The following is a 14,772-nucleotide window of genomic DNA, read 5'->3' as shown; positions in this document are numbered from 1 at the left end:
ATAGGGGATGTAGTATAGGTATGTAAAAAATATCCTGTAAATTCTCCCGTGCATTAATTTGAGAATTAATTTTCTAATCAAGTTTTAGGATCAAATATTAGCCAGCAAATAGTATATAATGAAAGGCTTCTATATACTGTATGGACAGTGGCAGGTTAATTTTATATACCGTAAGTTTATATAATTAGCCGAAGTATGGATGGGGTTACAGTAACTTCAGGAGTCTGTTATTGTAACGACCGCTTTTGCCAGTTATTCACCATTAAATTTATTATTTTTTCAAAAGCGTCAACTATATAATCTCGATCAGATAACGTCTATCAAATAACGTTCGAATATGTGAGCTAACCATGGTGTATAATAATAATCAGAACATAGACGGATCTTCGGAGAATACGGACAGGCAAGTCCACGAAATAGGAAAGCCTGTTCCAAAAGTAGATCTGTCTGCGGCCGACCAGACGAAGGATGAACCTACCAGGGTCACGGCCGAGTCTGAGATAAATGAAGACATAGATGAAGATGTCGACATCGGCTTCCAGTTTGAAGACACTTCGAACATAGAGGTTCCCAAGCTCCTTATCGACCAGGTACTGGGACAGGAACATGCAGTAGAAGTCGTGAGAAAGGCAGCCAGCCAGAGACGTCACATCATGATGATAGGGACTCCAGGTACTGGAAAGTCCCTGCTTGCAAAGGCAATGGCAGAACTTCTTCCTAAAGAAGAACTCAAAGATATCCTTGTATATCCTAACCTCGAGGATCTTAACAATCCCAAGATAAGAGAGGTTCCGGCCGGTAAAGGTCGAGAAATTGTCATGGCTCACAAGATGGAGGCAAGAAAAAAAGCCCAGGCACGGAACATGCTTATGATGCTCTTTGTTGTGGGAATTATTATCTATTCTTACTTCGTCTCCCAGCTGCTCTGGGGTATTATTGCAGGCATAATGATTCTAATGTTAACCCGCCAGTTCCTTCCTAAAGAGGAAATGATGATCCCGAAAATGGCGGTTTCAAATTACGACAAGGAACACGCACCCTACATCGATGCAACCGGAGCTCACGCTGGAGCCCTGCTCGGGGATGTCAGGCACGACCCATTCCAGTCCGGAGGTCTTGAAACCCCTGCCCATGACAGAGTAGAAGCAGGAGATATCCACAAAGCCCACAAAGGGGTGCTTTTCATTGATGAGATCAACACTCTCAGGCTTGAGTCTCAGCAGAGTCTCCTGACTGCGCTTCAGGAAAAGGAATATCCGATTACAGGACAGTCCGAAAGAAGCTCCGGAGCTCTTGTCAAGACCGAACCAGTGCCCTGTGACTTTATAATGGTCTCTGCAGGGAACATTGATGCCGTTCAGAAAATGCACCCTGCACTCAGGTCAAGGATAAAGGGTTACGGGTACGAAGTCTACATGCGGGATTCCATGGAAGACACTCCCGAGAACCGGAAGAAACTGGTCCGCTTCGTTGCCCAGGAAGTCGTAAGGGACGGTCATATCCCCCACTTTGATGAGGGAGCTGTAGAAGAAGTAATCAGGGAAGCCAGAAGGCGTGCAGGCAGGAAAGGTCACCTCACCCTTAAGCTCCGTGATCTTGGCGGGCTCGTGCGTGTTGCAGGCGACATTGCCCATTCAGAAGGGGCTCCGCTTACAACTGCTGAGCATGTTCTTGCGGCAAAGAGGATTGCAAGATCCATCGAACAGCAGCTTGCAGACAGCTACCTTGAACAGCGCAAGGAATATGAGTCCTTCCTGAGGAAAGGTTCTGCTGTGGGCAGAGTTAACGGGCTTGCAGTTATGGGTGGAGATTCGGGAATCGTACTTCCGATCGTATCCGAAGTCACACCCTCGCTCTCTGGTGCCGAAGGACGGATTATTGCAACAGGCAAGCTCAAGACCATTGCAAAAGAAGCTGTGCAGAATGTATCCGCAGTCATTAAGAACATGACAGGCACGGATATCTCCCGCCACGATGTCCATATCCAGTTCGTGGGGACATATGAAGGCGTGGAAGGAGACAGTGCATCTGTTTCCATAGCAACTGCAGTAATTTCTGCCATTGAAAAGATCCCTGTGGATCAGACTGTTGCAATGACCGGCTCTCTTTCCGTAAGGGGAGATGTCCTGCCTGTTGGCGGAGTCACCTACAAGATTGAGGCTGCAGCCCAGGCCGGCATGAAGAAAGTCATCATACCCAAAGCCAATGAGGCAGATGTTCTCGTTGAAAAGGCATACAGGGAAAAGATCCAGATCATTCCTGTTTCCTCCATTGCAGAAGTTATGGAACACAGCCTTGTGGGCCCGAGAAAGAATACAATTATTGAAAAACTCAAAAATATTACTAAACTAAGTTTCGATATCCCGGAAGTATCACCCGCTTCCGTACAGGCTATTAATCTCTTCGGGTGCAGGAACTGATCATGACAGGCATTATGCAGGACATAAAATTTTATGACTGCAGGGTGATAGAAGGCAGTTCCACTTCTATCGTCCTGGATAACGGAAAGATCGAAGAAATATCCAGAAACTTCACAAAGGGGGCCGGAATAAGGGCCCTCTGTGGAGGCTCCTGGGGCTATACGGCTGTTGAAGGTGATATTAACCTTAAACGTGGGGTCAATGCTGCCTCAAAACTTGCTTTTTCTATGAATGCGAGCACCCCAAAGGAAGAAGTCGAACTTGCAGCCGTGGATTCTCCTGAAGTAAAGAACCTTCCCGAAATCAAAATTGATCCCAGGAATATCGCAATCGAAGAGAAAGTAGACCTTTTAAAGAGTATTGAAGAACACGCAAAGCTTGAAGGTGTTCACAGTACAAAGGTAATGTATCTCGAGTCCGAGTTTAAAGTCGAATATCAGAACTCGGAAGGTATGGAATGCGACTATGAACTCTTAAATGTCGGTTTTGCGGTTTCTGCTGTTGCCTCGGAAAACGGCGTTTATCAAGCAGGCAGGGAAAGCCGTTTCGGATATGGTTACGAACTTTTTGAGAAAGAAAATGTGCTCGAACTTGCCGGAAAGGCCGGAAAAACAGCCCTTGAACTTTTAAAAGCAAAAACCCCTAAAGGCGGGGAAATGCCTGTGGTGCTTGACCAGGAGCTGGCAGGCGTATTTGCCCATGAAGCCGTGGGACATGCCTCGGAAGCTGACCTTGTTCTTGAAGGGGATTCTATTCTTGAAAACAGGATAGGGGAACAGATTGCATCCCCGCTTATTAATATCATCGATGACCCGACCCTCCATGAATTCGGATATTATCCTTTTGATGCCGAAGGTTCCGAGTCACGAAGGACCGAGATTATCAGGGACGGAATTTTTAACTCTTATCTCCATTCACGGGAAACCGCAGCCAAACTCGGCGGAACTCCAGGAAACTGCAGGGCTCAGGGTTACTCCATGCCTGTTGTCAGGATGAGCAATACCTTCATTGATAACGGGGATTCCAGATTTGAAGAGATGCTTGAAGAAGTCCAGAACGGCATGTACCTTGTTGGGTCAAGAGGCGGACAGGTAAACACCGGAGAAGGCATATTCCAGTTCAATGCCGAAAAAGGATATCTTATAAAGAACGGAGAGCTTACAGAGCTCTTAAGGGACGTTTCTCTTTCTGGAAAGACACTTGAGATACTTAATCACGTAACCCTTGTAGGCAATGACCTGAAAATGACTGCCGGAAGATGCGGAAAAGCCGGACAGCTTGTACCTGTGTCTGACGGGTCCCCGCATATTGCCATTTCGAAAGCTCTTGTAGGAGGTGCCTGAAGATGTACAGGCTTGCAGAAAAAGCCCTGAAAATGGCAGAACAGGCAGGAGCCGAAGAAGCCGAAATTTATTACGCTGCAAATCACTCTACAAGCGTCAATTTCAAAAAAGATGCCCTTGAAAGCGCAAAGGACCGTTTCTCTGAAGGGCTGGGAATTCGTGCTATAGTAAACGGAGCAGTGGGCTTTGCCAGCACCAATTCTGCAGCAGAACTCGAGAATGCCGTAAAGATTGCGGTTGCAGAAGCCCGTGTCCGGGAAAGTGACCCTGACTGGGTAGCACTTCCTTCCAACGGGAAGTACCCTCAGGTCTCAGGCATTTTCGACAAAAAAGTCGAGACTCTTGAACTTGAGGAGTGCATTGGCTATGCCGTGGAGCTTGTTGAAGGCACTAAAGAGGTACCTGGCACACTTCCCACCTCAGGAGGTTTTACCCGTTCAAAGAGCAAGAGGCTTATCCTGAATACAAACGGGATAGAAGCCGAAGAAGAGTCCACAGCAGTTTCCGGTTTTGTGGACGTGATCACCGTAAACGGGGACACCTCAACAGCCTATGACTTCGCCGTTTCAAGGTCTCTTGATATTAACTTTTTTGACATTGGAAAGAATGCTTCCGACCTTGCCGTGAAATCCAGGGGCGGAATAAAAATAGAGCCACACAGGACCGATGTTATCTTTCACCCATTTGCCTTTTCTGACATTCTTGAGGAAGCCTTTGCTCCTTCAATTGATGCTGACAATGTACAAAAAGGGCGTTCAGGCTTGATAGAGAAACTCAGTGAAGAGATCGCTGTCCCGAAACTGTGCATCTACGATGACGGGCTTGTTGAAGCAGGCATAGAGACCTCAGCTTCGGACGACGAAGGTGTCCCTTCTCAGCGTACCACGGTTCTTGAAAAAGGCGTTCTTAAGTCCTATCTCTATGATAGTTACACTGCAGGAAAAGCCGGTGTGAAAAGCACAGGAAACGGCTCAAGATCTTCCTATACAAGCCCTCCTTCAGTAGGGCTCAGGAATTTCGTTGTCGATTACCCTCAGGAAGACATTATTGCAAACACTTCCTCCGGAGTTTTCGTAAACACAATTATCGGTGCCCATACAGCAAACTCAATTTCCGGTGATTTTTCCGTAGAAGCCAGGAATGCCTTTACGATAAAAGACGGCGCCCTGGATAAGCCGATAAAATCCCTTATGATCTCAGGCAACGCTTTCGAGCTTCTCAAAAATATTACAGGCGCAGGCTTCGACGCAAGGAAAGTAGGAGGCATAATCACGCCTTCAATCCGGGTCTCAAACATGAGTGTAATTGGATAAAGAGGATTGTTACTGAGCCGCGCGGGATAAAAAGGACTGTTACTGAGCCATACGGTTTTAATTCAAAGGCTCAGATAACAGGAACTTAACCCCGGAATAATCTCTGAGGTTAAATTTTTTTAGATCTATTTTAAGATTTATATAAGAATTTATTTTAGAATCTACTTTAAGAGTTTGTTTCAGAATCTTTTTGAGGATTTATTTTAGAATCTTTTTGAGGATTTATTTTAGAATCTTTTTGAGGATTTATTTTAGAATCTTTTTGAGGATTTATTTTAGAATCTACTTTAAGAGTTTGTTTCAGAATCTATTTTGGAAATTTATCTTGAAGTTCTTCTGGTTTTATGTATTTTGATAATTTCTGGTCACTTTTTTCCATCTTTTGTTCCAGAATAAGTAAAGCCTCAATCACCTCATTTCGGGGCTTCTCCTCTGACCACGAGGACGGGAGTTCTTGAATGCCTCACCACATTTTCAGCTACGCTCCCCAGAAGGAACCTGTCGAGTCCGGTTTTTCCGAGAGTTCCCATCACTATCATATCAATGCCCTGCTGTTCTGCAAACTCTATAATTTTGTCTGCTGGGTGCCCTTCCAGCAGTACAGACTCGACTTCTACTCCGGCAGGTTTTGCGGCGTCTTGTACAAAAGCAGTAGCTAGTTCTCCTTCTCTCCTGAAGTGCTCCATGGCAGTTTTTTCCCAGCCAAAATCTCTTGGAGAGCGGGTTGCCGGGACTATCACATATACAGCGTAAAGTTTAGCCCCGCTTAGCCTGGAAATTTCAATTGCCGAATTAACCGCTTTTTTAACGAGCTCCGAACCATCGGTTGCAACCATTATTTTTTTATAATTTTCCTCTCTCATTCCAGATCCCTCTATTTTATTTTCCTGCCAGCCTGTAATAAGTTTTAGTTTTCTACAGAATAGCCTGACAGATCCTCCTATTCTTACTGGCGCACAGATGCCTGTGCATTGACATTCGTTTCTTTTTATAATATAGTAATTATTGTTTAAATTTCTTTTTGATATAATCGCAAATGATTGAACTTGTCACAGAAAGAATAAGAAATATAAATAGGTTGATGCAAACAGGTTGATACGACATCTCTAAAAGTAAATTTAGAGCCATTCCAGAACCCATGTAATGCCGAAATCAGAGTTCCAATGCTGGTAAAATAGTAAATTAACAATGTTTTGGGATAAGCTCTTAAATATAATTCTGACCTGCATCTGTTTTATCCTCGTTTATTTTCTCTGAGACAGGCAATGACATTCCTGCTCACAGTGCATTCATTCTCTTTTGGCTAGCCATATTCGGAAAGAATCCGTAAAAATTAATTGTTTTTTCTATTTTTCTAGTACAATAGGGCATTTTACTTTTCAGGCAGCGAAAAGTATATATATTGCTTGCTCGTCTGTTGAGCTTGTGAACGGGCAAAGCTCAAAATCAAATATTATTGCTCACAAATTAATCCAACATATTTTAACCTCCTCCAGAAAACCCCGTTCACTAATTTGCTCTTAATATCTTTTCTAAGTATATACAACTAAACTTTAGTTATTTGTTATCTATTTCTCTTTCCTTTGGGTTATATTTTAATATTTTTAAAATAACCCTCTTTAAAGAAGCTTTTTGAGGAAGATATTTACTCTATACGAGAAGCGTATACAATCCTGGAAAAATTCACTTAATCCTGGAAAAATCCACTTTTATCTGCCTGTACGATCCTGAAGCATTCACTTTAATCTGTATTTCTGGACTCAAGGGTTTCAGGAAACCATGCTGAGCAGCAATAAAAAGTCGAATAACCGTCACGGTATCCGCTTGTGGGGGTTTCAGGAAACCATGCTGAGCAGCAATAGCAGGATTACAAGCCTTACAAGTATGCTTATTGCGGTAGAATATGCAACAATCCGCACTCCAAGACGCGTTCCAAAAATAGCTACTTTCCTTGGGAGCTGGCTGCGTATGGCAAAAATCGGGAGCATAAACATACTGCCCAGCATAAGCACTATCATTGCCTGAACATCTGTCAGCTCCCCCGAATGAATCATGGGTCCAAGGAGCGAAATCCCAAGGATAGGACTTGCTACGTAACTTGTCAGGGGGACGATTGTCTCAGGGGGTATTTTGAATAGTTCCGCAAGAGGAAGCACGCTGAATACCTCAAATGCTCCATGTTCCTGAAGGACAAAGATAATCGTTGTTGCAATAAGGTAAATACCTGCTATTTTCAAAAAAAGCCTGAACTCTTTTTTGAACGCACGTTCAAAAGCGGTCTTCAGAGATACTTTTTCCTTACTCCGGGCTTCAGGGGCTTTACAGAAATTGCCGTTGAGAAAAATCTTGCTCGCAACTGCAATCAACAGGATCTTTATAACTGCAGTAAGCACAAAAACAAGAGCGTAAAATCCACCCACTACCAGTCCGAGTGCAGGCAGTACGATAGGAATCTGGTAGGTAAAGAGTTCACGAAAATAGGCTGGGGTCGCATTCATCATAGAACATAGAAGGACCTCCGTATCATTAAGGCAGCTTTCTTTTTTTGCCTGAAGAAGCATGCTGTTTGCAGCATCTGCAGAACCTATTGCCACAACAAAAGCTGAAGCACAGGTCTCCGGCAGGTTTGTATAAGTAAAAACAGGGCTTACAAGTTTTGAGAATTTCTGCATCAGGCCCAGTTCTACAAGTATACTGGTGCCCACAAGCCCTATAAAGATCATTGTAAGTACCGGAAGAGCAAAATCCAGTACGCTGAGGAAGAGTTCTATCATTGAAAGGTATTTGGGCTGGGCAGGTAAATCAATCTATCCCGAAAAAGTCTGGAACTCCTGCCCCGAAAAATTGCATATTATTTGATTATTTTGTTTCGAATCCTCTTACAACCAGTACAGCTTTGCTGAAATGTCTGACCACATTCTGGGCTACACTTCCAAGCAAAAACCTCTCGATTCCTGTCTTTCCGAGTGTCCCCATTACTATAAGGTCGATGTCATTTTCCTCTGCAAAATCGACAATTTCCTGTGCAGGACTTCCTTCGAGAAGAACGGATTCCACCTCGACATTTGCAGCTTTTGCTGCGCTTTCGACGTAAGCTGTCGCCTCTCTTCCTTCTGCACTGAGATGCTCTCTCATCGCTCTTTCCCATCCTATGTCTCTTGGATGGCCGAAAGTGTGCCCTCCGGAAGCAACAACATATACCGCGTAAAGTTTCGCCCCACTCAACCTTGCAACTTCAACAGCAGTATCAACTGCCTTTTTTACGGGCTCCGAACCATCGGTTGCAATCATTATCTTCCTGTAAAGATTAGTATTCATAACTGACTCCCTTTTTTCTTTTTTGTTTTCTATATTAATATCACTATAATCCTTTATATAATATTATCAGGGAGATTAACCGGCAAAATGGTAAACTTCCGGTAGAATTCTAAAAAAGAAGTAAAAAAAAGTAAATACAGGTTTCAGGAGGAATTCAATGCATTCGTTTCAGGCTGTCTCTCTACCTCCAGAAACAGCAAAGCGTGTGTGGGACATGCTTCCACGCAGGCAGGCAATTCCCTATTTTCACATAAATCACATCTTATAACGGTTCCTCCTTCAATCCGTCTGTCGATTATTCCGCGATTGTAAGACATGGAAGAGGTCCAGCACCCCGAAACAAGGAGTAGCTGGTATAGTGAAGAAAAACGGGTGCAAACCATAGAACAGGCCCAGCAGTCCACACACCGCTCAACATTGTGGTTTACGGCACCGGTATCCACGTCCTTGGAAAGGGCTTTTGTGGGGCAAACAGAAACACAGGGCGCATCTTCACAGTGGCGGCAGGTGATAGGTACTGATGCTCCAAGGGCAGGCATGTATTCTACATGAATGCGTTTTTTCGGTGCTGGTTCTTCTCCCGGAGCCAAGAAGAGGTTCTTGCTCTTTGAATGGGAAACAGCGCATGCAACCTCACAGGAGCGGCAACCCATGCATTGTTCAGGCCGGATAATTACGTCTTTCATTACGAACTGCCCCCTTAGTTTAAGCCCAGTGCCCTTCTCTTTCCTTCAATGTGCTCCAGCATCAAATTTGCAGCTTTGAAGGGGTCAGGCTCAACAGCAAAGCTTGCTCCAACAACACCATCCAGGCCTTTTGTCAGAAGAGCCGCAACTGCCTGGCTTCCAAGGACCGGCGGGGCAGTACCTAGCACGGTAAATACTCCTGAGGAGACAACGTAAGCTCCTATACTCACGGCTTTTTCGCTCATCCATTCAGGGGCTGCTCCGGCTGCAGGCAGGTCACTTATATCCACTCCCAGGCGGTTTGCAATTGCAGAGGCAAGTACAAGGATGCGGCTGATATCTACACAGGAACCCATATGGAGGACAGGAGGGATGCCAAGGGATTCGCAGACACCTTTAAGCCCGTCTCCTGCCAGGGCAGCAGCTTCAGGCACAAGGAGCCCGGCTTCGGCACATGCAATAGCATTACACCCTGTCGTCACAACAAGGACATTGTTTTTGATAAGCTCTTTTACAAGGTTCACATGCCCGTAATTATGCCGGATCTTTACATTATTGCATCCGACGACTGCTCCGATTCCTTTCACCGCCCCTCCGGCAATCGCTCCTATGAGCGGGTCAGGAGTCCCGCCAAGGGCTTTAAGGATTGCTTCCGCACTGAAACCAACCATGCAGTCCTGTTTTTCTTCCGGGATGTTTACTTTTTCGAAGTTTCTGTTAGGGAAGTTCTCCACAGCTGTTTTTATAATCTCTTTTGCAGTTTCGTATGCTTTCTCTTCATGGAATTCCATTCTCACAGTTCCGGGGAAATCGGCCTTAGGGGATGTGGAGATAAATTTCGTGTGATAGCAGCCTGTAAGGTTTCCCAGGGCTGGCATCACACACTGTACGTCCACTACCATAGCTTCTATAGCCCCGGTAATCACTGCAAGCTCCTGCTGGAGAAAAGTGCCGGCAATAGGGGTCCCGTGGCGCATAAGGGTTTCATTTCCTGTACAGCAAATCCCTGCGACATTGATGCCTGTTGCCCCTTTCTCCTTTGCAAGTTTAAGGAGCTCGGGATCTTCTGCTGCTTCAACTATCATTTCCGAAAGGATTGGCTCATGCCCGTGGACGATTACGTTTACCTTATCACGGACGAGGACACCAAGATTTACAGTACTTTTCTTTGGTTCAGGGGTTCCGAAAAGAACATCCTGAATCTCGGTTGCAATCATGGAGCCGCCCCAGCCGTCCGAAAGCCCTGTACGCAGCCCCTGCAGGAGAATATGCGTTGCATCGTTGTCCACACCCATATGCGTCCTGTGCATGCATTCTACAATCTCCCGGTCAATTCCCCTTGGTTCTATCCCTAGCTCCGACCAGAGCCTGAGCCTTGCTTCGGGAGCACGGCGGGTATACTGTATGGGCCCTTCCTGTTTTCCAAATTCCGCAAGGAGAGCATTGGCAAGTTCGGATGCTATTTCTTCGCGGCTTTTTCCTTCTTCTGAAATCCCGTACTCTGAGGCAAGAGAAAATAGCTTTGCTTCATCTTTTATTCCGTAGCTTCCGGCCTTTCCTTCGCTCATTTTCTTAAAAGTTAATACCGCATCCCGGGCATGATCCGAATGTGCTGCTGCTCCTGCTGCAATCATCCTTAAGAGATTTCGGGCAACGATAATATCTGCCGTTGCGCCGCATATCCCATTCTTAGCTCCTTCACCGAAGGGATCTATCCTGCAGGGACCCATATTGCAATTCCTGCAGCAGATCCCTAATTGCCCAAAACCGCACTGAGGCAGTTGCTGCTCATATCTGTCCCAGGCAGTTTCTATGCCGTCATTCTCCGCTTTCTCCAGCATGCTCTGGCTTGCAGGGTCAATGCTTCTCTCAAGTGCCGTCTGTTTCATCTCTATCCCACAACTTTATTTGTACCTTTAGAAATTGTTCGGAATTCCATTTACCATGTGTGGTTTAAGGAATATTTCTCAAGCCTGTAAGTTTGCAACAAAATGAGTCAACGTGGTTTGTTCCTGAGGCTCAACTTGTCCAATTAAACAAATTGTTTAAAATATCAAATGCTATTATTTTATAAACTTTTTTAAAAAAAGCAACGTGTTAATATATATCTAAAGTTATTACTCTGGATAAAAATCTAAAACCCAACTCATAAATAGGCTATAAAATGATAAGTTAGCTATAAGCATCCAGAGAAGTTACCGGTAAGCACCCGGATAAATTACCAGGAAACACTTAGATTACATTAAAATATAAAGATGAATTGAAGAAGGATTTATTGAATATTGAAGAAAGATTTATTGAATATAATAAGTGCCCTACATGACCGGGATCAAAAGATAGAGATAATGAACCGGTGAAGTTATTTAGTCAAATGGTTAAAAACAAATCACTATCTGAGGATAAACATCAAAAGACAAAATATTAATGATAAGGAACCTGAGACCTGTGAATGGATTTGTGATCAGCACAGGAGTATAAGTAAATCTCTACGGCGAATATACCAGAATTTGATGTAGATAACAGGTAGCAGGACTGGTTCCCCATATACAGGAAGAAAAAAATAATATGCAGGCGATTATGAAAATATAATCTTGGATTGTACCTGCGAAAAGTAAAACTCTGTCTCCCCTATCTTAAAAGTGGTTTTAATGGTGAATTTTAGTGAAAAAAGATCTTATGGATATTCTGGCCTGCCCCGTATGTAAGGGCGACCTGGTTTTGAACGTTGTTGAAGAAAATGAAAAAGAGGTCATATCCGGAACCCTTTATTGTCCTGTCTGTAAAGAACATTACCCCATAGACGAGGGAATTCCGAATTTGCTTCCTGCAGACCTCAGGAACTGATGTGAGGGTTGAACTTGGAGCAGATATTTCAGAATGTTATTATCAATCGGCAGGAAATAAACTCAATAGAGTTCGAAAAAGAAAGTATTGAAATTCCTCTTTATCCAGGTGGAGAGCAGACTTTTGAAATCCTTATCACCAACCATGGGTCTCCAACGCACATCCACCTTTCCGTTAGCGAAGAGCTGAAAGGTCAGATTACATTTTTACGGGACAACCCTTATGTGCTCCAGAAAGAGTATGTCTCCGCTGTTGCAAGGATCCCGCAGGAAGGCAGGATGCTTACAAAAGGTCAGATCTTCATTACTGCTGGTTACGGCTCAAAGAAGAAGGGTTTTCCGGTACAGCTTGGAAAGACAGAGGTAAAACCGCAGGAATCCAGAAAAGATGAGCCGAATAAATGGGAAGAAGACGCGGAAGAGTTTGAAACCTCAAGACTTTCCGTATCAGAGCCTGTAAAGAAAGCTTCTCGCTCCCGGATATCAGGCGGAAGCGGATTTGGCGGAATCTCAACCTCAGCTTTCAGGAATTTTAAAGGAGGTCTATCAACTTCCCCAAGAAAGAGAGTTAGAAAAGGTGCGGGAGAACACGACGGGTTTCCTTTAACTCTGGCTGTTGGTGGGTTTTTGCTTCTTATATCCCTGTTCTTCCTTTATTTTATGCTGCCAGATAGTGTCCAGTTCAATGTAAGTTTTACTCAGTCCCTTTTGTTTTCAATCCTGTTCGTAACCTGTACGACCTATATTCTGCTAAAATTTATGGATGAAATTTAAGGAATCAGGAGCGTTTATATTCCGTATCCAGCTGAAACTAATTCGATTAAGAAACCTGTATTGAAACTGGCCTTAAATTAAAGCAAATAACCTCAGACGATTGAGATGTTAAGCTAAATCTCCTTTAAGATATTCAGCCAAATCTCCTGTCTGAGCCTTTTTTATCCTTAAAACTTTTTTAAGTCCTCTGGTCTTTTAATTGATAAAATTTATATTTTTGAGTTCCTTTTGCCCCAGTTCAGGTTTTAGTTTCCAGTGGATATTAGCCCTTTAGAATTAGAGAGTAATTTTTATATCATGAAGATATTGGTATTGTGTTCGTACTGAAGAATTAAATCAAAAATTTGTATAACTATATAAGTTGCACTCTTTGCACTCTTTACTCTGATATTGACAGGACTTTCTTACTGTCCAAAACCCTATTAAAAAAACTATCGAGGAAGCTTACCCATGAAGTACATTGTAGTTACCGGTGGGGTGATGAGTGGGCTTGGGAAAGGCATCACCATTGCATCCATTGGCAGAAACCTGAAAAACAAAGGTTACAAAGTTACGGCTATCAAGATTGACCCTTATATCAATATCGATGCAGGCACAATGAGTCCCTATCAGCACGGGGAAGTCTTTGTGCTCAGGGACGGAGGTGAAGTTGACCTGGATCTTGGAAATTACGAGAGGTTCCTTGACACGGAACTTACCAGAGATCACAACCTCACCACAGGCAAGGTCTACCAGGAAGTAATTGCCAAGGAGAGAAGGGGAGATTATCTTGGAAAGACTGTCCAGATTATTCCTCATATTACAAATGAAATAAAAAACAAAATAAGGAAGGTTGCAGCCAGGAGTGGGGCTGATATCTGTCTCATTGAGATAGGAGGGACTGTAGGAGACATTGAGAGTATGCCTTTCCTTGAAGCAGTCCGCCAGATGCACAGGGAAGAACCTTCGGAAAATATTGTATTTATCCATGTGACACTTGTGATGGAAGACCTGCAGGGTGAGCAAAAAACCAAGCCTTCACAGCACTCGGTCAAAGAGCTCAGGGCTCTTGGCCTGAGCCCGGAGGTAATAGTTACAAGGTCAAAGACTCCTCTTCAGGAAAGTGCCAAAGAAAAAATCGCCTTATTCTGTGATGTGCCTCAGGAACTGGTTATCAGCGCTCATGATGCCGCCGATATCTACGAGGTGCCTCTTGAGATAGAGGAACAGGGCCTGACCACCAGACTGATGAAGCACCTGAAGCTGGAGTCCTGTGTTGAGGACAGTGGATGGAGAGAAATGGTAGAAAGGATGAAATCCACGACCGAAGAAGTCAGGCTGGCAATTGTGGGCAAATACACAAACCTCGAAGACTCCTATCTCAGCATCCTTGAAGCTGTAAAGCACGGTGGAATTGACAACGCGTGCAGAGTTGAAGTCAACATGGTTGAGGCTGAAACTCTTGAAGAAAACCTTTCGGAGATTGAGAAGCTAAAACAGTTTGACGGCATCCTGATACCCGGAGGTTTTGGAGGGAGAGGAACTGAAGGCAAGATGCTTGCAATCAAATTTGCCAGGGAAAACGATATTCCGTTCCTTGGGATCTGTCTGGGTATGCAGCTTGCTGTAATCGAATTTGCAAGAAATGTAGTAAACCTTGGAGATGCAAACAGCACGGAGTTTGACGAAGATACTCCTTACCCTGTAATTGATATCCTTCCTGAGCAGACCGGAGTTGCGGATATGGGCGGCACCATGCGCCTCGGAGATTATGATGCTATCCTTAAGGAAGGCTCCCTTGCCACAAAGCTTTACGGAACCAATTATATTGTTGAACGCCACCGCCACAGGTATGAAGTAAATCCTGAGTTCGTAGACAGACTCGAGTCCTTTGGCATGGTCTTTTCCGGCAAAAATAAAAATAGGATGGAAATTGCCGAAATTCCTGGCAAGCGTTTCTTCTTTGCTTCTCAATTCCATCCCGAGTTCAGGTCAAGACCTGGAAGGCCGTCTCCCCCATTCAGGGGCTTTGTCAGGGCAATGTGCAAATACAGGAAAGAAAGAGAAGATCAATAAAAGCAGCAATTTGTTAGAAT

11 protein-coding genes are annotated in these 14,772 nt (G+C 44.2%); 6 read left to right on the top strand and 5 right to left on the bottom strand.

What is annotated here, in order from left to right:
* The first annotated feature begins 350 nt into the window (after positions 1 to 350).
* Genes lonB through RSJ42_RS03915 form a run of 3 tightly spaced genes read left to right on the top strand, consistent with a single transcriptional unit; the run spans position 351 to position 5,076 of the window.
* Positions 351 to 2,420 carry an ATP-dependent protease LonB gene (lonB, locus tag RSJ42_RS03925; protein WP_410509391.1) on the top strand — a complete coding sequence of 690 codons (2,070 nt, stop codon included), beginning with the start codon at positions 351 to 353 and terminating at the stop codon, positions 2,418 to 2,420.
* 2 nt (positions 2,421 to 2,422) lie between these two features.
* On the top strand, positions 2,423 to 3,763 hold the full coding sequence (locus RSJ42_RS03920) for a TldD/PmbA family protein (RefSeq protein WP_410509390.1): 1,341 nt from the start codon (positions 2,423 to 2,425) through the stop codon (positions 3,761 to 3,763).
* A gap of 2 nt (positions 3,764 to 3,765) precedes the next feature.
* Positions 3,766 to 5,076: a TldD/PmbA family protein gene (locus RSJ42_RS03915; protein WP_410509389.1), complete on the top strand. Its 1,311-nt coding sequence runs from the start codon at positions 3,766 to 3,768 to the stop codon at positions 5,074 to 5,076.
* A 413-nt stretch (positions 5,077 to 5,489) separates the two neighbouring features.
* Here RSJ42_RS03915 and RSJ42_RS03910 read toward each other — a convergent pair whose 3' ends face one another.
* The 5 genes from RSJ42_RS03910 to cooS form a co-directional block, all read right to left on the bottom strand.
* Positions 5,490 to 5,939: a universal stress protein gene (locus RSJ42_RS03910; RefSeq protein WP_410509388.1), complete on the bottom strand. Its 450-nt coding sequence runs from the start codon at positions 5,937 to 5,939 to the stop codon at positions 5,490 to 5,492.
* 972 nt (positions 5,940 to 6,911) lie between these two features.
* Positions 6,912 to 7,850 carry a nucleoside recognition domain-containing protein gene (locus RSJ42_RS03905; protein ID WP_410509387.1) on the bottom strand — a complete coding sequence of 313 codons (939 nt, stop codon included), beginning with the start codon at positions 7,848 to 7,850 and terminating at the stop codon, positions 6,912 to 6,914.
* Positions 7,851 to 7,935: 85 nt separating this feature from the next.
* Entirely contained in the window at positions 7,936 to 8,394 is a 459-nt protein-coding gene (locus RSJ42_RS03900; protein WP_410509386.1) for a universal stress protein, read from the bottom strand.
* A 143-nt stretch (positions 8,395 to 8,537) separates the two neighbouring features.
* Positions 8,538 to 9,080, bottom strand: coding sequence for a 4Fe-4S dicluster domain-containing protein (locus RSJ42_RS03895; protein WP_410509385.1), 543 nt, complete (start codon positions 9,078 to 9,080; stop codon positions 8,538 to 8,540).
* A gap of 14 nt (positions 9,081 to 9,094) precedes the next feature.
* Positions 9,095 to 10,969, bottom strand: coding sequence for an anaerobic carbon-monoxide dehydrogenase catalytic subunit (cooS, locus tag RSJ42_RS03890; RefSeq protein WP_410509384.1), 1,875 nt, complete (start codon positions 10,967 to 10,969; stop codon positions 9,095 to 9,097).
* A 772-nt stretch (positions 10,970 to 11,741) separates the two neighbouring features.
* On the opposite strand from cooS, the gene RSJ42_RS03885 reads away from it, so the two are divergent.
* The 3 genes from RSJ42_RS03885 to pyrG all read left to right on the top strand — a co-directional run bounded on the left by RSJ42_RS03885 (position 11,742) and on the right by pyrG (position 14,752).
* Positions 11,742 to 11,924: a methytransferase partner Trm112 gene (locus tag RSJ42_RS03885; protein WP_410509383.1), complete on the top strand. Its 183-nt coding sequence runs from the start codon at positions 11,742 to 11,744 to the stop codon at positions 11,922 to 11,924.
* Positions 11,925 to 11,938: 14 nt separating this feature from the next.
* Positions 11,939 to 12,697: a hypothetical protein gene (locus RSJ42_RS03880; protein ID WP_410509382.1), complete on the top strand. Its 759-nt coding sequence runs from the start codon at positions 11,939 to 11,941 to the stop codon at positions 12,695 to 12,697.
* A 450-nt stretch (positions 12,698 to 13,147) separates the two neighbouring features.
* Entirely contained in the window at positions 13,148 to 14,752 is a 1,605-nt protein-coding gene (gene pyrG, locus RSJ42_RS03875) for a glutamine hydrolyzing CTP synthase (RefSeq protein WP_410509381.1), read from the top strand.
* Positions 14,753 to 14,772 lie beyond the last annotated feature (20 nt).

The sequence above is a fragment of the Methanosarcina hadiensis genome (assembly GCF_046529725.1).
Classification (GTDB): domain Archaea; phylum Halobacteriota; class Methanosarcinia; order Methanosarcinales; family Methanosarcinaceae; genus Methanosarcina; species Methanosarcina hadiensis.
This window is presented reverse-complemented; position numbering and strand designations above follow the sequence as displayed.

Excerpts from the sequence above, each read along its gene's own strand:
- lonB (WP_410509391.1), top strand. The coding sequence starts at position 351 with ATGGTGTATAATAATAATCAGAACATAGACGGATCTTCGGAGAATACG.
- RSJ42_RS03915 (WP_410509389.1), top strand. The coding sequence starts at position 3,766 with ATGTACAGGCTTGCAGAAAAAGCCCTGAAAATGGCAGAACAGGCAGGA.
- RSJ42_RS03895 (WP_410509385.1), bottom strand. The coding sequence starts at position 9,080 with ATGAAAGACGTAATTATCCGGCCTGAACAATGCATGGGTTGCCGCTCC.
- RSJ42_RS03905 (WP_410509387.1), bottom strand. The coding sequence starts at position 7,850 with ATGATAGAACTCTTCCTCAGCGTACTGGATTTTGCTCTTCCGGTACTT.
- RSJ42_RS03910 (WP_410509388.1), bottom strand. The coding sequence starts at position 5,939 with ATGAGAGAGGAAAATTATAAAAAAATAATGGTTGCAACCGATGGTTCG.
- pyrG (WP_410509381.1), top strand. The coding sequence starts at position 13,148 with ATGAAGTACATTGTAGTTACCGGTGGGGTGATGAGTGGGCTTGGGAAA.
- RSJ42_RS03920 (WP_410509390.1), top strand. The coding sequence starts at position 2,423 with ATGACAGGCATTATGCAGGACATAAAATTTTATGACTGCAGGGTGATA.
- RSJ42_RS03900 (WP_410509386.1), bottom strand. The coding sequence starts at position 8,394 with ATGAATACTAATCTTTACAGGAAGATAATGATTGCAACCGATGGTTCG.
- cooS (WP_410509384.1), bottom strand. The coding sequence starts at position 10,969 with ATGAAACAGACGGCACTTGAGAGAAGCATTGACCCTGCAAGCCAGAGC.